Source organism: Streptomyces sp. NPDC005774, from assembly GCF_042871645.1.
GTDB lineage: Bacteria > Actinomycetota > Actinomycetes > Streptomycetales > Streptomycetaceae > Streptomyces > Streptomyces pratens.
Window position 1 is genome coordinate 13859 of the sequence record NZ_JBIAIV010000071.1, and the last position, 16370, is coordinate 30228.

General features: G+C 72.2%; 14 protein-coding genes and 1 pseudogene. 13 read left to right on the plus strand and 2 right to left on the minus strand.

What is annotated here, in order from left to right; translation table 11 throughout:
- Positions 1–64: 64 nt before the first annotated feature.
- The 7 genes from ACFYQA_RS35895 (at position 65) to ACFYQA_RS35925 (ending at position 5574) form a co-directional block, all read left to right on the plus strand.
- Positions 65–925, plus strand: a complete 861-nt coding sequence (locus ACFYQA_RS35895; protein ID WP_388927167.1) for a helix-turn-helix domain-containing protein — start codon at positions 65–67, stop codon at positions 923–925.
- Positions 926–1024: 99 nt separating this feature from the next.
- Positions 1025–2500 (plus strand): 30S ribosomal protein S12 methylthiotransferase RimO, encoded by a 1476-nt coding sequence (gene rimO / locus ACFYQA_RS35900; protein ID WP_388927170.1) that lies wholly within the window; start codon positions 1025–1027, stop codon positions 2498–2500.
- Positions 2497–3369 (plus strand): CDP-diacylglycerol--glycerol-3-phosphate 3-phosphatidyltransferase, encoded by an 873-nt coding sequence (gene pgsA / locus ACFYQA_RS35905; RefSeq protein ID WP_388927173.1) that lies wholly within the window; start codon positions 2497–2499, stop codon positions 3367–3369. The genes rimO and pgsA overlap by 4 nt, the downstream gene beginning before the upstream one ends.
- Positions 3366–3911: a CinA family protein gene (locus ACFYQA_RS35910; protein ID WP_388927176.1), complete on the plus strand. Its 546-nt coding sequence runs from the start codon at positions 3366–3368 to the stop codon at positions 3909–3911. Before pgsA ends, ACFYQA_RS35910 begins: the two co-directional genes overlap by 4 nt.
- Before the next feature lie 109 nt (positions 3912–4020).
- The gene (locus ACFYQA_RS35915; protein WP_055570607.1) at positions 4021–4401 is read left to right on the plus strand and encodes a helix-turn-helix domain-containing protein; all 381 of its coding nucleotides are present in this window, start codon (positions 4021–4023) and stop codon (positions 4399–4401) included.
- Positions 4402–4597: 196 nt separating this feature from the next.
- A complete protein-coding gene (locus tag ACFYQA_RS35920; RefSeq protein WP_388927179.1) occupies positions 4598–5068 on the plus strand; it encodes a Dps family protein in 471 nt (156 codons plus the stop codon).
- A 185-nt stretch (positions 5069–5253) separates the two neighbouring features.
- Positions 5254–5574 (plus strand): hypothetical protein, encoded by a 321-nt coding sequence (locus ACFYQA_RS35925; RefSeq protein WP_388927182.1) that lies wholly within the window; start codon positions 5254–5256, stop codon positions 5572–5574.
- A gap of 302 nt (positions 5575–5876) precedes the next feature.
- Here the strand turns inward: ACFYQA_RS35925 and ACFYQA_RS35930 are convergent, their stop codons facing one another.
- Positions 5877–6683, minus strand: a complete 807-nt coding sequence (locus ACFYQA_RS35930; protein WP_388927185.1) for an Fpg/Nei family DNA glycosylase — start codon at positions 6681–6683, stop codon at positions 5877–5879.
- An 89-nt stretch (positions 6684–6772) separates the two neighbouring features.
- Entirely contained in the window at positions 6773–11737 is a 4965-nt protein-coding gene (locus tag ACFYQA_RS35935) for an ATP-dependent helicase (protein WP_388927188.1), read from the minus strand.
- Between the two features lie 103 nt (positions 11738–11840).
- Between ACFYQA_RS35935 and ACFYQA_RS35940 the strand changes: the two are divergent.
- The 6 genes and pseudogenes from ACFYQA_RS35940 to recA all read left to right on the plus strand — a co-directional run.
- Positions 11841–12593, plus strand: a pseudogene (locus ACFYQA_RS35940) (AraC family ligand binding domain-containing protein); the annotation flags it as partial.
- A 113-nt stretch (positions 12594–12706) separates the two neighbouring features.
- The gene (locus ACFYQA_RS35945; protein WP_388927191.1) at positions 12707–13501 is read left to right on the plus strand and encodes an AzlC family ABC transporter permease; all 795 of its coding nucleotides are present in this window, start codon (positions 12707–12709) and stop codon (positions 13499–13501) included.
- Positions 13498–13806, plus strand: coding sequence for an AzlD domain-containing protein (locus tag ACFYQA_RS35950; protein WP_388927194.1), 309 nt, complete (start codon positions 13498–13500; stop codon positions 13804–13806). The genes ACFYQA_RS35945 and ACFYQA_RS35950 overlap by 4 nt, the downstream gene beginning before the upstream one ends.
- A gap of 178 nt (positions 13807–13984) precedes the next feature.
- Positions 13985–14179: a DUF3046 domain-containing protein gene (locus tag ACFYQA_RS35955; protein ID WP_388927197.1), complete on the plus strand. Its 195-nt coding sequence runs from the start codon at positions 13985–13987 to the stop codon at positions 14177–14179.
- 59 nt (positions 14180–14238) lie between these two features.
- Positions 14239–15531 carry an AI-2E family transporter gene (locus ACFYQA_RS35960; RefSeq protein ID WP_388927200.1) on the plus strand — a complete coding sequence of 431 codons (1293 nt, stop codon included), beginning with the start codon at positions 14239–14241 and terminating at the stop codon, positions 15529–15531.
- A 297-nt stretch (positions 15532–15828) separates the two neighbouring features.
- A partial coding sequence (recA, locus tag ACFYQA_RS35965; protein WP_388927203.1) for a recombinase RecA occupies positions 15829–16370 on the plus strand: 542 nt, incomplete at its 3' end.

The following is a 16370-nucleotide window of genomic DNA, read 5'->3' on the forward strand; positions in this document are numbered from 1 at the left end:
CCTTTTGTCACCCCCCTAGACTGAACCTCCAGCACAGGTGGCTACACGCTCGAAAGGCGCCCCCGTGTCCATCGGCAACTCTCCTGAAGACGAGCGTCCGTTCGACGACGTATCCGACGTACCCGACGTGTCCGACGACGTCTCCGAGGGGGACCGTCCTTCCGTCGGGCGTGCGCTGAAGCAGGCGCGCATCGCCGCCGGTCTCACCGTCGACGACGTCACCACCGCCACCCGGGTCCGTATCGCCATCGTGCATGCCATCGAGGCGGACAACTTCGAGCCCTGCGGCGGCGACGTCTACGCGCGCGGGCACATCCGAACCCTGGCCCGGGCCGTGCACCTCGACCCCGCCCCGCTGATCACCCAGTACGACACCGAGCACGGAGGCCGTCCGGCCCCCACCCCGGCCGCACCCCTGTTCGAGGCGGAGCGCATCCGTCCCGAGCGGCGCGGGCCCAACTGGACCGCCGCCATGGTGGCCGCGATCGTCGCCGTCATCGGCTTCGTCGGGTTCACGATGGTCAACGGCGGCGACGGCGACAAGGCGAACGTCGCCGACGGCGACGCCACTCCGAGCGCGTCCGAATCGTCCACACCCAAGTCACAGAAGACCACCGCCCCCAAGCCGGAAGCCTCCGACAGCGCCATCGCGGCCGCGCCGCAGGACAAGGTGATCGTCAAGGTGAGCGCCCCCGACGGGCGCAGCTGGATCTCCGCCAAGGACCACAGTGGCCGGCTGCTCTTCGACGGACTGCTCGCGCAGGGCGACTCCAAGACCTTCGAGGACAGCTCGAAGATCAACCTCGTGCTCGGTGACGCCGGCGCGATCGACCTCTTCGTCAACGGCAAGAAGATCGAGGACGACTGGCAGCCGGGCGCCGTGGAGCGCCTGACCTACACCAAGGGCGACCCGCAGGCCGGATAGCGGGACGGCTTCCGGAAGAACACTGCGTCGACGGGGCCGGCCGGTATCGGTCAACCCCGTCGACGTGGGGTGTCAGCGGGACGAAGTAGTCTTGAGCCCATGCCTGATCGCCGCACCGTCGCACTCGTCACCCTTGGCTGCGCCCGTAACGAGGTGGACTCGGAGGAGCTCGCAGGCCGTTTGGAGGCGGACGGCTGGCAGCTCGTGGAGGATGCCGAGGACGCGGACGTCGCCGTCGTGAACACCTGCGGTTTCGTCGAAGCCGCCAAGAAGGACTCCGTCGACGCCCTCCTGGAGGCCAACGACCTCAAGGGCCACGGAAGAACGCAGGCCGTGGTGGCGGTGGGCTGCATGGCCGAGCGCTACGGCAAGGAACTCGCCGAAGCGCTCCCCGAAGCCGACGGCGTGCTCGGCTTCGACGACTACACCGACATCTCGGACCGCCTCCAGACCATCCTGAACGGCGGCATCCACGCCTCCCACACTCCGCGTGACCGGCGCAAGCTGCTGCCGATCAGCCCCGCCGCGCGGCAGGAGTCCGCCGCGTCCGTCGCACTCCCGGGGCACGCTCCGGTGGACCTGCCCGAGGGCCTCGCCCCGGCCTCCGGCCCCCGCGCGCCCCTGCGGCGCCGGCTGGAGGGCACCCCGGTCGCCTCCGTGAAGCTCGCCTCCGGCTGCGACCGGCGCTGCTCCTTCTGCGCCATTCCGTCCTTCCGCGGCTCCTTCATCTCGCGCCGCCCGAGCGACGTGCTGGGCGAGACGCGATGGCTGGCCGAGCAGGGTGTGAAGGAGGTCATGCTGGTCTCCGAGAACAACACCTCCTACGGCAAGGACCTCGGCGACATCCGCCTCCTGGAGTCCCTGCTGCCCGAGCTCGCCGAGGTCGACGGCATCGAGCGGGTCCGCGTCAGCTACCTCCAGCCCGCCGAGATGCGCCCCGGCCTGATCGACGTGCTGACCTCCACGCCCGGGGTCGTCCCGTACTTCGACCTGTCCTTCCAGCACTCCGCGCCCGACGTGCTGCGCGCGATGCGCCGCTTCGGCGACACGGACCGCTTCCTGGAGCTCCTCGACACCATCCGGAGCAAGGCTCCCGAGGCCGGTGTGCGCTCCAACTTCATCGTCGGCTTCCCCGGCGAGTCCGAGTCCGACCTCGCCGAGCTCGAACGGTTCCTGACCCACGCGAGGCTGGACGCCATCGGTGTCTTCGGCTACTCCGACGAGGAGGGCACCGAAGCGGCGACGTATGAGCACAAGCTGGACGAGGACGTCGTGGCGGAGCGGCTGGCGCGGGTCTCGCGGATGGCCGAGGAACTCGTCTCGCAGCGCGCCGAGGAGCGGGTCGGCGAGACCGTGCACGTGCTGGTGGAGTCCGTCGACGAGGAGGAGGGCGTGTACGGCCGTGCGGCGCACCAGGCTCCCGAGACCGACGGCCAGGTGCTGCTCACGAGCAGCACGGGTCTGCGTCCGGGCCGTATGGTCGAGGCGAAGGTCGTCGGCACGGAAGGTGTCGACCTGGTGGCCGAGCCGCTGTTCCAGGGTTCGCCCGCGCTGAGCGAGGAGGCGGGCAGATGACGGGTGTCCCGGCATCCGCGGCGGGAGGCCCCTCCGGCGCGAGGAGGGCGGCGGCGAGTCCGGCCGGCCGTTCGCGGCCCGGCGGGACTCCGGACGGTGAGACATCCCGGACCCGGACTCCGGCTTCCGCAGGCGCGACCGACGGTGCCGCGGGCGGCGTTCCGAGTGCGGTTCCCGGCAGCACGCCGCACAGTGTGCCCCACGATGTTTCGAACGGCGGTGGCCGTGACGGCGACGGGCATCCGGCACGGGGCAAGAAGATCGCGGCGGCGGCTGTCAACCAGGCCAGCGTCTGGAACATCGCCAATCTGCTCACCATGCTCCGGCTGGTCCTCGTTCCGGCCTTCGTCGCCCTGATGCTGGCCGACGGGGGATACGACCCGGTCTGGCGCTCGTTCGCCTGGGCCGCTTTCGCCGTCGCCATGATCACCGACCTGTTCGACGGTCATCTGGCGCGTACCTACAACCTGGTCACCGATTTCGGCAAGATCGCCGATCCCATCGCCGACAAGGCGATCATGGGAGCGGCGCTGATCTGTCTGTCCGTGCTGGAAGATCTCCCCTGGTGGGTCACCGGAGTCATCCTCGGCAGGGAACTCGGCATCACGCTCCTGCGTTTTCTGGTCATTCGCTACGGCGTGATTCCGGCGAGCCGCGGGGGCAAGCTCAAGACCCTCACCCAGGGCATCGCCGTCGGCATGTACGTGCTGGCACTGACGGGGTGGCTGGCGACTCTGCGGTTCTGGGTGATGGCGGCAGCCGTGGTACTCACGGTCGTGACCGGACTCGACTATGTGAGACAGGCCATCGTGCTGCGCCGACAGGGAATCGCGGAGCGGAAGGCCGCGTTGGAAGAGACGCGAGCGTGAGTTCTCCGGCTGCCGAAGTGGTGCGACTACTCACCGTGAAGGGCATGACGCTGGCCGTCGCGGAATCGCTGACCGGTGGTCTGGTGGCCGCGGAGATCACCTCCGTCCCCGGGGCGTCCAAGGTGTTCCGGGGTTCGGTCACGGCGTACGCCACCGAACTCAAGCATGAACTGCTCGGCGTCGACGCCACTCTGCTGGCGCGGAGCGGAGCGGTGGATCCGCAGGTGGCGGCGGAAATGGCGGCTGGTGTCCGCAAGGCACTGGGCGCGGACTGGGGGATCGCGACCACGGGCGTCGCCGGTCCGGACCCCCAGGACGGACAGCCCGTCGGGACCGTTTACGTGGCCGCGCACGGGCCGGCGGCGGCGGTTTCGGGTTCTGCCGGTGGCGGAAAAGTAGAGCGCCTGCGGTTGAACGGCGACCGGGCGGAAATTCGTATGGAGAGTGTACGCAGCGTACTCGTACTGCTTCTCGGGGAACTTGCGGGCGAACAGACCGGAAATGAGCGGGCACAGAATACGGAACGGAACGGGGGGTTTTGATGCTTACAGCCCAGAGTGAACACGACATCGCTCCCCGCACGGCCGCAGCGCAAGGCGGTACGGTGGGGCGAGAAGGATCCCGATACACGGCCCGAGGAGGGAGCCACCGATGATTCTGCTCCGTCGCCTGCTGGGTGACGTGCTGCGTCGGCAGCGCCAGCGCCAGGGCCGTACTCTGCGCGAAGTCTCCTCGTCCGCCCGAGTCTCACTCGGCTATCTCTCCGAGGTGGAGCGGGGGCAGAAGGAGGCTTCCTCCGAGCTGCTCTCCGCGATCTGCGACGCGCTGGACGTACGGATGTCCGAGCTCATGCGGGAAGTGAGCGACGAGCTCGCCCTCGCCGAGCTGGCCCGGTCGGCTGCAGCAACCCCCAGCGAACCCGTACCCGCGCCGGTTCGCCCGATGCTGGGTTCCGTCTCGGTGACCGGTGTGCCACCGGAACGGGTGACCATCAAGGCGCCCGCCGAAGCGGTGGACGTCGTCGCCGCTTGACGCGGTGTGACAATGTGGCAGGCCCCGGCCGGGGCTCTTCCGGGAGATCCGGAGGGGCGTCGCCGGGGTTTTCGCTTGCCTGCGTTCCGAGGGCGCGCCTTCCCGGCCCCGCGTGTGTGCGTTTGCCGGTCCGAGGCGTGACCGCCATGGTTGAGGGAACGAGGGACGATGCGGGGGATCAGCCACGGAGGTGCGGATGTACGTCGTGAAGAGCCCATTGTCCGACGAGAACCTGAAGACTGTGTCCGAGGCGCTCCAGGGAGCCCTTGTCGACCTGGTGGACCTCAGCCTGGTGGCGAAGCAGATCCACTGGAACGTGGTCGGGCAGCGCTTCCGTTCCGTTCACCTGCAGCTCGACGAGGTGGTGACCCTCGCGCGAACGCACACCGACACCGTGGCGGAGCGCGCCGCGGCGCTGGGCGTCTCACCCGACGGGCGCGCCGCGACGGTGGCCGTCGGCAGCGGCATCGGGGTGACCCCCGAGGGCTGGGTCGACGACACGGCCGCGGTGGGTGCCATGGTGGACGCGCTGGGCGCGGTGACCGCGCGGATGCGCGAGCGGGTCGACACGACAGGTGAGGCGGACCCGGTGAGCCAGGACCTCCTCATCGCGGTGACGGGGGATCTCGAGAAGCAGCGCTGGATGTTCCAGGCCGAGAACGGGTGACGTGGACCCGGGCGCTGCCCTGAGCGGCAGCGAGCCGGGCCGGACCCTGGTGCGTGTGCGCTGCGCGGGCGCCGTGGGAGCACAGGTGCGGCGAGCGGCGCGGGACATGGTGCGCCCGTGTGCCGTCGGTGCGCCCTGGTCGCCCGGGTGAGTGGCCTCATAGCGTCCGGCCGGAGGTGGAGGCCATGAGGGCGCGGGCGGTTCGCCGGGGTGCTCGGGGCGCTGTGCTGGGGCTCGGGATCCTGTGGTGGTGGGCCGTGGCGAGGCTGCTGCTCGTCTCCGACGCCGGAGTACTGGAGGCAGCGGTCGCGGCCGGCGGCTGGGGGCTGAGCCTGCTGCCGGTGCACTGCATGCCGAAGGGCAGAGCGGAGGGCGCCCTTGCGGACGGGCGGTGGCGGTGGGCCTGGGAAGCGGGCGCCGGCACCCCGGAGCCGGTCACTTCACAGGAGGCCGTCACCACGGCATCGCCACGTCCCCGGGCGGGCGGAGAATCCGGCCCGTGGTGAAGGCCTCCGCGTCCACATCCTGGTGCAGGACGGTCCGTGCGACGTCCTCCGGCTCGCCGACCCGCCCCAGGGCGACAGTCGGGACGCCGGGTGGCCCAGGCCGTCCGGGCCGGCACGGCCTCGGTGCGGGGCTGACACTCGTCGCCGTGGGGTCCCGGCCATGGGTGTGCGGTGCTGCCGGTGAGGTCGGACGGCGTGAGGGGCATGGGGGAACGTACGAGGAGACCTGACGGGCCGCCACCTGACGGGCCGCCACCTGACGGGCCGCCACCTGGCGGGCCGCCACCTGACGGGTCGCCGGTTCAGGAGCCGGGGGCCGGGGCCGGGCCATGCTGGCAGGTGGGGCACCAGTAGGTGGGGCGGTCGCGGGATCCGTCGCCCTGGTCGGCCCGGCGGACCGCGGTGCGGCAGCGCAGGCAGGGGCGGGCCGCGCGGCCGTAGACGAACAGGTTCTGGTCGCGGCGTCCCGTGGTGCTGCGGACGGGGCGGTCGCGGTTGTGCTCCAGCAGTTTCCTGGCAAGCCCGGGCAGTTGAGCGGCGCGTTCTGCGGGCAGTTCGCCGATGGGGAGCCAGGGCGTGACACCGAGTAGGAAGCAGAGCTCGCTCTTGTACACGTTGCCGATGCCGGCGAGGTTGCGCTGGTCGAGGAGGGCCTCGCCGAGCGGGAGGGCCGGGTCGCGGAGCAGGTTGGCCAGCGCCAGGGAGGGGTCCCAGTCCGGGCCGAGGAGGTCGGGGCCGAGGTGGCCGACCACGTGGTCCTCGTCGGTGGTGCGCAGGAGTTCGAGGACGGGCAGGCGGTAGCCGACGGCGGTGCGGTCGGCGTTGCCCAGGATCGCGCGGATCTGGTGGGCGGGGCCGCCGCTCCAGCGTTGCCCGTTCGCGTACACACGCCAGGAGCCGTCCATGCGCAGGTGCGAGTGCAGGGTCAGGCCGCCCTCGACACGGGTGAGGAGGTGTTTGCCGCGCGGGGTGACGTCCAGGACGATGCGGCCGGTGAGGTCGGCCGTGGCGAACCGGGGCACCCGGAGGTCGCTACGGGTCAGCACCGTGCCCGCGAGGGCGCTGTGCAGCCGCTTCGCGGCCTGCCGGACGGTGTCTCCTTCAGGCATGGGTCAAGGGTTGCATGCCGTCGTGCGGGGGCCGGGGGAGCACGGCCGGACGCTGTGGCCGGGCCGGGCCGGGCCGGGAAGACCGTGCGTCAGGCGCGGAGGCGCAGACCTCTGGGGGTGGCGACGAAGCCCGCGACCTCCAGGAGCGACCCGAGCGCGGAGGCCAGGGCCGAGACACCGTTGACCCGCTCCACGGTGACCGTGCCGAGGGAGCCCGCGCGGGCAGCAGCGGCGAGGACCTCCGCCGCGGCGGGAAGGCGGGGGTCGTCGGCGGGTTCGCCGTCCGGGTCCGCGGGCCAGGCCAGCACCGTCTTACCACCGCGCTCCACATAGAGCGTCAGCTCACCGTCGACGAGAACCACCAGCGAGCCCGCTTTGCGCCCCGGTTTGTGCCCGGCGCCCGAGGGGGGCTCGGGCCAGCCCAGAGCCGCACCGTACGCGTTCGCGGGGTCGGCGGCGGCCAGGACGATGGCCCGCGGGGCGCGGTCCGGGCCGGTGCGCCGGCCCGCGAAGGGGTCGTACGACGGACGCGCTGCCTGCTGCCGGGGGCCGGGCGCCTGCGCGGCGAGGTCGCGCGGGGAGACGTAGTCGCCCGGCGACGGCCGCGGGTACGGTGCCCGGTCGGTGCCGTCCGGGAGGCGAGGGAAGCCGTCGTGGCCGGGGGCGGGCTCGTGGGAGCCGTCGGAGGACGGGGCGAAGCCGTGAAGGGCGAGGGGATCAGGACCGCCGGGGAAATCAGGGCCGGCGCCGAGGGGGCCGCCCTCGAACGGGTCGTCCGGGCCGGGCCCGGGGAGGACGTCACCCCGCTCGCGGGCGTTGGCCGCCGCGCGGAGGCGGTCCACGGCGCCGTCCATGGCGAACTGGGCGGCCCCCAGCCCTTCCACCACATAGCCGCGACGGGCCTGTCCGGTCTCCTCGAAGGCCGACAGAACGCGGTAGACCGCGGAGAATCCGCCCTCGACGCCCTCGGCGGCGACCGCGCCCCGGGTGATCACACCATGCCGGTCGAGCAGGGTGCGGGCCAGCGCGTGGGCGCGGACCGTGGCGTCGGTCTCCCGGTCCGGCAGCAGCGACCAGCGACCGGCGACCGTCGGAGGGCCGGTACGGGAGGTGCCGCGGGCGGCTGCCGTGAGCGAGCCGTAACGCCCGCGCGGGACCGGGCGCTTCGCGCGGTGGGCGGTGGAGCCCGCGGTGCGGCCCGAGCCCAGCAGCGAGCGCAGGGGAGCGAGCGTGTCATTGGTCAGCCGGCCGGACCAGGCCAGGTCCCAGAGGGCGTCGGCCAGTCGGGGATCGGTGGCCTCGGGGTGGGTGGTGGCGCGGACCTGGTCGGCGATCTGGCGGAAGAACAGCCCGTAGCCGCCGGAGAGGACGTCGAGGACCGACTGGTGCAGGGCGGTCGTCTCCAGGGGGTGCGGTGGCGGCAGCAGCAGCGGGGCCGCGTCCGCGAGGTGGAGGGAGACCCAGCCGTCCTTGCCCGGCAGTGAACCGGCACCGGCCCACACCACCTCGCCGGCCGCCGTGAGCTCGTCCAGCATCGCGGGGGCGTAGTGCGCGACCCGGGAGGGCAGAACCAGCTTCTCCAGGGCGGACGCGGGCACGGACGCACCCTGCAACTGCTCGATCGCGCGCACCAGACCATCGACGCCGCGCAGCGCGTGACCCTTGCCGATGTGCTGCCACTGGGGGAGGAACTGGGCGAGCGCGGCCGGCGGCACCGGCTCCAGCTCGTGCCGCAGGGCGGCCAGGGAACGGCGGCGCAATCGGCGCAGCACGGCCGCGTCGCACCACTCCTGGCCGATCCCGGCCGGGTGGAACTCGCCCTGGACGACCTTGCCCGCCGCCGAGAGCCGCTGCAGGGCGCCCTCGGTGACCGCCACACCCAGCCCGAAACGGGCCGCGGCCGCGGCCGATGTGAACGGGCCGTGCGTGCGCGCGTACCGCGCGAGCAGGTCGCCGAGCGGGTCCTTGACCGGTTCGGTGAACGCCTCCGGTACGCCGACCGGCAGCGCCGTGCCCAGCGCGTCGCGCAGCCGCCCGGCGTCCTCGATCGCCGCCCAGTGCTCCGTGCCGGCGACACGGACCTGGATCGCACGGCGTGCCGAAGCCAGGTCCGACGCCCACTGCACGTCGGCGCCCCGCTCCGCCAGCTCGGCCCCGGTGAGCGGGCCGAGCACGCGCAGCAGGTCGGCGACGCCCTCCGCGTCCTTGACCCGCCGGTCCTCGGTGAGCCACTGCAGCTCACGCTCCAGCTCGGTCAGCACCTCGGCGTCGAGCAGCTCGCGCAGCTCCGCCTGACCGAGCAGCTCGGCCAGCAGCCGTGAGTCCAGCGACAGGGCCGCCGCACGGCGCTCGGCGAGCGGGGAGTCGCCCTCGTACAGGAACTGGGCGACATATCCGAACAACAGCGAGCGGGCGAAGGGAGACGGCTCGGGGGTGGTGACCTCGACGAGCCGCACCTTGCGTGACTCCAGGTCGCCCATCAGCTCGACGAGCCCGGGGACGTCGAAGACGTCCTGGAGACATTCGCGGACCGCCTCCAGGACGATCGGGAACGAGCCGAACTCGCCCGCCACCTGGAGCAGCTGGGACGCACGCTGACGCTGCTGCCACAACGGGGTGCGCTTACCGGGGCTGCGGCGCGGCAACAACAGCGCGCGGGCGGCGCACTCGCGGAAGCGGGACGCGAACAGCGCCGAGCCGCCCACCTGGTCGGTGACGACCTGGTCGACCTCCCCCTTGTCGAAGACGACGTCCGCCGCGCCCAGGGGCGCCTGTTCCCCGTCGTACCCGGTGCCCGCACGCACCGGCTCCTGGTCGAGCAGGTCCAGGCCCATCAGGTCGGCGTCCGGCAGGCGCAGCACGATGCCGTCGTCGGCGTGCATCACCTGGGCGTCCACGCCGTACCGCTCCGAGAGACGGGCCCCGAGCGCCAGCGCCCACGGAGCGTGTACCTGGGCCCCGAACGGGGAGTGCACGACGACCCGCCAGTCACCCAGCTCGTCACGGAAGCGCTCCACGACGACGGTGCGGTCGTCCGGGACATGGCCGCAGGCCCGGCGCTGCTCGTCGAGGTAGGACAGCACATTGTCCGCGGCCCAGGCGTCGAGCCCGGCGGCGAGGAGCCGCACACGCGCCTCCTCCCGGGACAGCGAGCCGACCTCGCGCAGGAAGGCGCCCACCGCGCGGCCCAGCTCCAGCGGGCGGCCCAGCTGGTCCCCCTTCCAGAACGGGAGCCGGCCCGGTACGCCCGGGGCCGGAGAGACCAGCACCCGGTCGCGCGTGATGTCCTCGATGCGCCAGGAACTGGTGCCCAGTGTGAACACATCGCCGACGCGGGACTCGTAGACCATCTCCTCGTCGAGCTCGCCGACCCGGCCGCCGCCCTTCTTGGGGTCGGCGCCCGCCAGGAACACCCCGAACAGGCCCCGGTCGGGGATGGTGCCCCCGGAGGTGACGGCGAGCCGCTGGGCCCCCGGGCGGCCGGTGATCTCGCCCGTGACCCGGTCCCACACCACACGCGGGCGCAGTTCCGCGAACGCGTCGGAGGGATAGCGCCCGGCGAGCATGTCCAGCACGGCCGTGAAGGCCGACTCGGGCAGTGAGGAGAAGGGCGCGGCCCGGCGGACCATGGCCAGCAGGTCGTCGAACTGCCAGGGGTCCATGGCCGTCATGGCGACGATCTGCTGGGCCAGGACGTCCAGCGGGTTCGTGGGAACGCGCAGGGACTCGATGGAGCCCGTCCGCATCCGCTCGGTGACCACGGCGGCCTGGACGAGGTCGCCCCGGTACTTCGGGAACACCACCCCAGTGGAGACCGCCCCCACCTGGTGCCCCGCGCGGCCGACCCGCTGGAGCCCCGAGGCCACCGACGGCGGTGACTCGACCTGGACCACCAGGTCGACCGCGCCCATGTCGATACCCAGCTCCAGGCTGGAGGTGGCCACCACCGCGGGCAGCCGGCCCGCCTTGAGGTCCTCCTCGACCTGGGCGCGCTGCTCCTTGGACACCGAGCCGTGGTGCGCGCGGGCGATGACGGCGGGCGCGCCCTGGACGGCTCCGGACCCGCCCATCAGTTCGGCGGGGGAGTGGTGCTCGTCCAGGGGCTCGCCGGTGGCCCGCTCGTAGGCGATCTCGTTGAGCCGGTTGCACAGGCGCTCCGCGAGGCGGCGGGAGTTCGCGAACACGATCGTCGAACGGTGGGACAGGACCAGATCGGTGATCCGCTCCTCGACGTGCGGCCAGATCGACGGGCGCTCCGCCGCCCCGGCCCCCTCGGAGGCGTCCGCCACCGGGGAGCCGCCCAGCTCGCCCAGGTCCTCGACCGGGACCACGACGGACAGGTCGAACTCCTTGCCCGACTCCGGCTGGACGATCTCCACCTTGCCGCGCGGGGACAGGAAACGGGCGATCTCGTCGACCGGACGGACCGTCGCAGACAGCCCGATACGGCGGGCCGGCCGGGGCAGCAGCTCGTCCAGCCGCTCCAGGGACAGCCCCAGATGCGCCCCGCGCTTGCTACCGGCGACTGCGTGCACCTCGTCCAGGATCACCGTCTCGATGCCCGTCAGCGCGTCGCGCGCGGCCGACGTCAGCATCAGGAACAGGGACTCCGGGGTGGTGATCAGGATGTCCGGTGGGCGGGTGGAGAGGGCCCGGCGCTCGGCGGGCGGGGTGTCGCCGGAGCGGATCCCGACCTTCACCTCGGGCTCGGGCAGCCCCAGGCGCACGGACTCCTGGCGGATGCCGGTCAGCGGGCTGCGCAGATTGCGCTCGACATCGACGGCCAGGGCCTTGAGCGGGGAGACGTACAGGATGCGGCAGCGCTTGCGGTGGTCCGCGGGCGGGGGCGTGGCGGCCAACTGGTCCAGAGCCGCGAGGAAGGCGGCCAGCGTCTTACCGGATCCGGTGGGGGCGACCACCAGCACGTCGGAGCCCTCCTGGAGGGCACGCCACGCGCCCGCCTGGGCCGCGGTGGGCTCGGAGAACGCCCCCGTGAACCAGCCGCGGGTCGCGGCGGAGAAGCCGTCCAGGGCCGGGTGCGGTGTACTGACCATGCGTCCATCGTGCACCCGGGCACTGACAACGAGGCCGAACCGGGCGGATGCCCGGGACCGGGCCCGGTAAGGGACGCCGGTGGGAGCGCGTGACAATGGCCGTATGGCGGAAACGGGAAAGGAGCGCGCGCGGCACTGGCAGTACGCCGAGCTGCCCGGCGTCGACCTGCTCCGGGCCCGATACATCCGCAAGACGTTCGTGCGGCACACCCACGAGAACTTCGTCATCGCCGCCATCGCCGACGGCGTGGAGGTTTTCCACCACGGTGGGGCCGACCAGTACGCGGGCGCCGGAGCACTCGCGCTCGTGAACCCGGACACCCCGCACACCGGACGGGCGGGGGTGCCCGAGGGATGGCGGTACGGCGCGGTCTACCCGCCGCCAGAAACCGTCGCGGCCATCGCCGCCGAGACCACCACACTGCGCGGCACTTCGGGGTTCGTGACACCGGTCCTCGACGACCCGTACACCGTCCGTCTGGTGCACCAGGTGCTGCGGGCCACCGACGAGGGCAACGCGCTCGCCGCCGACACCCTGCTGCGGGTGGCCGTGACCCGGCTGCTGCGGCTGAACGGCGGATCGCTGCCCCGGCGCCGGGTGCGCACCGCCGGTGCCCGGACCGCTGCCCGCGCGCGTGCGCTGCTGGAGGAGCGGATGGCCGCGCCCCCGACGCTGGAGCAGCTGGCCGACGAACTCGGCACCAGCCCGTTCGCACTGCTGCGGGCCTTCCGCGACACCTACGGAATGCCGCCGCACACCTGGCTCACCGACGCACGGGTGCGACGGGCGCGCCGGCTGCTGGACGCGGGCACGGTGCCGTCGGAGGCCGCCGTCGTGGTGGGGTTCACCGACCAGCCGCACCTGAACCGGCACTTCGGCCGGATCGTCGGCGTGCCGCCGGGTGCCTACCAGCGGGAGCGCAAGAACGTACAAGACACCCGGCGAGCGCTCCACGTACGGTCCGGGGTGTGGCAACAGAACAACAGGCAGCACTCGCAGAGACACGCGACGGGGCCGCCCCGGGCGAAAAACCGGACGGCGCCGTCGTCCGGGACGCCCTGGGGGTCGGGATCGCCGTCGGACTTTCCGGATTCGCCTTCGGGGTGACCTCGGCCGGCAGTGGGCTCACGCTGCTGCAGACCTGTGCGCTCAGCCTGCTGGTGTTCACGGGGGCGTCCCAGTTCGCCCTGGTGGGGGCGCTGGCGGCCGGAGGAAGCCCGTTCACGGCCGCCGCCGGAGCGTTCTTCCTGGGCGTGCGCAACGCCTTCTACGGGCTGCGCCTGTCCCAGTTGCTGGCCCTCCCGCGCGCGGTGCGGCCGTTCGCCGCCCAGTGGGTCATCGATGAGACCGCCGCGGTCTCCCTCGCCCAGCCCACCCGGCGCAGCGCCCGGATCGGGTTCCTGGTCACCGGGCTCAGCCTGTACGTCCTGTGGAACCTCACCACGCTGCTCGGCGCGCTGGGTGCCGAGGCCATCGGGGACACCGACGCCTGGGGCCTGGACGCGGCCGGCCCCGCGGTCTTCCTGGCCCTCCTCGCGCCGATGCTGCGGACCGGCACCGAACGGCTGGTCGCCGGGCTCGCCGTCCTGCTGGGGCTCGGGCTGCTGCCGGTCCTGCCCGCCGGTGTACCGGTCCTGGTGGCCGCGTTCGCGGCGCCGGCCGTCCTGTGGGCACAAGGCCGCCGCGGGGGCACTCCGCGGGGTGACGTGAAGGAGCGGAGCGATGCGCCGGCACGCGGCGACATACCGGAGGAGGACCGTTGAACATCTGGATCGCGATCGGCGTGACCGTCCTCGGGTGCTACGCCGTCAAACTGGCCGGACTCCTGGTGCCCGCCAGCGCCCTCGAGCGGCCGCTCGTCCGGCGACTCGCCGCCCTGCTGCCCGTCGCCCTGCTCGCCGCCCTGACCGCCCAGCAGACCTTCGCCGACGGCCGGGCGCTCGTGCTGGACGCGCGGGCGGCGGGGCTCGCGGCCGCTGCCGTGGCACTGGTGCTGCGCGCCCCGTTCCTGGTCGTCGTCGGGGCGGCCGTGGCCGTGACGGCGGGAGTCCGGGCCCTGGGCGGGTGAGGCGGCGCCGAGCGGCCGGCCTGGTGGCCGGGCGGCGCATGGTCGGGCGATCGCGCGGCCGTACACAGTGAGCGTGCGCAGTGCGCCGACGGTCACCACCGGGCGGGCCTCCAGGGCGGGGCGGGGCCCCCACTGACGCCCCGCTCCGGCCCACCCCTGCGGGCGGGATACTGGGGGCATGCGGTTGACGGTCTTCTGGGAACGGATGGCGGAGCACTTCGGTACGGGCTCCGCCGACACCTTCGCGCGCGATCACGTCATGTCGGAACTCGACGGGCGCACCGTGCACGAGGCACTGGAGGCCGGCTGGGCCGCCAAGGACGTCTGGCAGGTGGTCTGCGGGGCGATGGAGGTTCCCCGGGAAAAGCGCTGATCGTCACAGAGATCGCCAGGGGGCAGACGGCTGCCGTTGGTGTGGGCGAGACTTGCCTCGTGGCACCCACTGAAGAGACCGGGCAGGCAGCCCAGCACCCCTCCGCACCAGGCATGCCGCCGCCGTCCGGCCCTCCGGTGGGTGGTGCGGACCCGCAGCCCGGCTCCCGCATGCCGCGCTGGCTGCCGCGTGCCATGCTGCTCGCGCTCGCGCTGATCGCCCTGTTCCAGCTGGGCAGCTGGGCCTTCCACGAACTCACCGGTCTGCTGATCAACATTTTCATCGCGTTCTTCCTGGCGCTCGCCGTCGAGCCCGCGGTGAGCTGGATGGCCGTGCGCGGGGTGCGCCGGGGGCTGGGCACCTTCCTGGTCTTCGTGGGGGTGCTGATCGCTGCGGCGGGCTTCGTCACGCTGCTCGGATCCATGCTGGCGGGACAGATCATCAAGATCGTCGAGGACTTCCCGGAGTACCTCGACTCCGTCATCAACTGGATCAACACGCACTTCCACACCGAGCTGCGGCGAGTGGACATCCAGGAGGGTCTGCTTCGCTCCGACTGGCTGCGCAACTACGTGCAGAACAGTGCCACCGGCGTCCTGGACGTCTCCACGCAGGTCCTCGGGGGCCTTTTCCAACTGCTGACCGTCGGGCTGTTCTCGTTCTACTTCGCCGCCGACGGCCCGCGGCTGCGTCGCACCGTCTGCTCCGTACTGCCGCCCGCGCGCCAGGCCGAGGTGCTGCGCGCGTGGGAGATCGCCGTGAACAAGACCGGCGGCTACCTGTACTCGCGCGGACTGATGGCGCTGATCTCCGGCGTGGCCCACTACGTGCTGCTGGAGATCCTCGAGGTGCCCTACGCGCCCGTGCTCGCCGTGTGGGTGGGCCTGGTGTCGCAGTTCATCCCCACCATCGGCACGTATCTCGCGGGCGCCCTGCCCATGCTGATCGCCTTCACGGTCGACCCCTGGTACGCGCTGTGGGTGCTGATCTTCGTGGTGATCTACCAGCAGTTCGAGAACTATGTACTGCAGCCCAAGCTGACCGCGAGGACCGTCGACATCCACCCGGCGGTCGCCTTCGGCTCGGTCGTCATGGGCACGGCCCTGCTCGGTGCAGTCGGCGCGCTGATCGCCATTCCCGTGGTCGCCACCCTCCAGGCGTTCCTGGGTGCGTACGTGAAGCGCTACGACGTCACCGACGACCCCCGCGTGCACGGCCACCGAGGGACAGGCCCCGGTGAGGGCGGTTCCGGCTCCGGCGAGCGGCGGACCCTCGTCGCCCGTGTCCGGTACCTCTGGACGCGCCGACCGGGTTCGGCGCGCCCCCGGAGCGGGGACACCGAGGACTCCTGAGCCCGGTGGACCGCTTCACCATCTGTTCGGGGCCGGCGGTTTCACACCGTCGGCCCCGAACGGATGGTGAAGCGTGAACGACTCGCGAGGGTGCCGAGGGATGCGCTTGACACGAAAATCGAACATCTATTCTTATGGGAGTGCCGGTGAGTCTCGAGCGTGGGCGTTATGGCCCGATTCGGGAAGGATTATGCCCTGGCTGTCCACAGGCTGGAGGTGCGTCGGGGCGCGTTGTCAGTGGCAGGCGCTAGCGTCATTGACGTGAAGCGATCGACTCAAGCAAATCGGGTGGAACCCATGGCAGGAACCGACCGCGAGAAGGCGCTCGACGCCGCACTCGCACAGATTGAACGGCAATTCGGCAAGGGCGCGGTCATGCGCATGGGTGACCGGACGAACGAGCCCATCGAGGTCATCCCGACCGGGTCGACCGCGCTCGACGTGGCCCTTGGCGTCGGCGGCCTGCCCCGCGGCCGTGTGGTGGAGGTCTACGGGCCGGAGTCCTCCGGCAAGACGACCCTGACCCTGCACGCGGTGGCCAACGCGCAGAAGGCCGGCGGCCAGGTCGCCTTCGTGGACGCGGAGCACGCCCTGGATCCCGAGTACGCGAAGAAGCTCGGCGTCGACATCGACAACCTGATCCTGTCCCAGCCGGACAACGGCGAGCAGGCGCTGGAGATCGTGGACATGCTGATCCGCTCCGGCGCCCTCGACCTCATCGTGATCGACTCCGTCGCGGCGCTGGTCCCGCGCGCGGAGATCGAGGGCGAGATGGGCGACAGCCACGTGGGTCTGCAGGCCCGGCTGATGAGCCAGGCGCTGCGGAAGATCACCAGTGC

What these genes read in the sequence shown, in the direction of transcription:
- ACFYQA_RS35935 (WP_388927188.1), bottom strand. Translation starts at nt 11,737, where the DNA reads ATGGTCAGTACACCGCACCCGGCCCTGGACGGCTTCTCCGCCGCGACC.
- ACFYQA_RS35930 (WP_388927185.1), bottom strand. Translation starts at nt 6,683, where the DNA reads ATGCCTGAAGGAGACACCGTCCGGCAGGCCGCGAAGCGGCTGCACAGC.
- ACFYQA_RS35955 (WP_388927197.1), top strand. Translation starts at nt 13,985, where the DNA reads ATGCGGTTGACGGTCTTCTGGGAACGGATGGCGGAGCACTTCGGTACG.
- ACFYQA_RS35925 (WP_388927182.1), top strand. Translation starts at nt 5,254, where the DNA reads ATGAGGGCGCGGGCGGTTCGCCGGGGTGCTCGGGGCGCTGTGCTGGGG.
- rimO (WP_388927170.1), top strand. Translation starts at nt 1,025, where the DNA reads ATGCCTGATCGCCGCACCGTCGCACTCGTCACCCTTGGCTGCGCCCGT.
- ACFYQA_RS35915 (WP_055570607.1), top strand. Translation starts at nt 4,021, where the DNA reads ATGATTCTGCTCCGTCGCCTGCTGGGTGACGTGCTGCGTCGGCAGCGC.
- ACFYQA_RS35920 (WP_388927179.1), top strand. Translation starts at nt 4,598, where the DNA reads ATGTACGTCGTGAAGAGCCCATTGTCCGACGAGAACCTGAAGACTGTG.
- pgsA (WP_388927173.1), top strand. Translation starts at nt 2,497, where the DNA reads ATGACGGGTGTCCCGGCATCCGCGGCGGGAGGCCCCTCCGGCGCGAGG.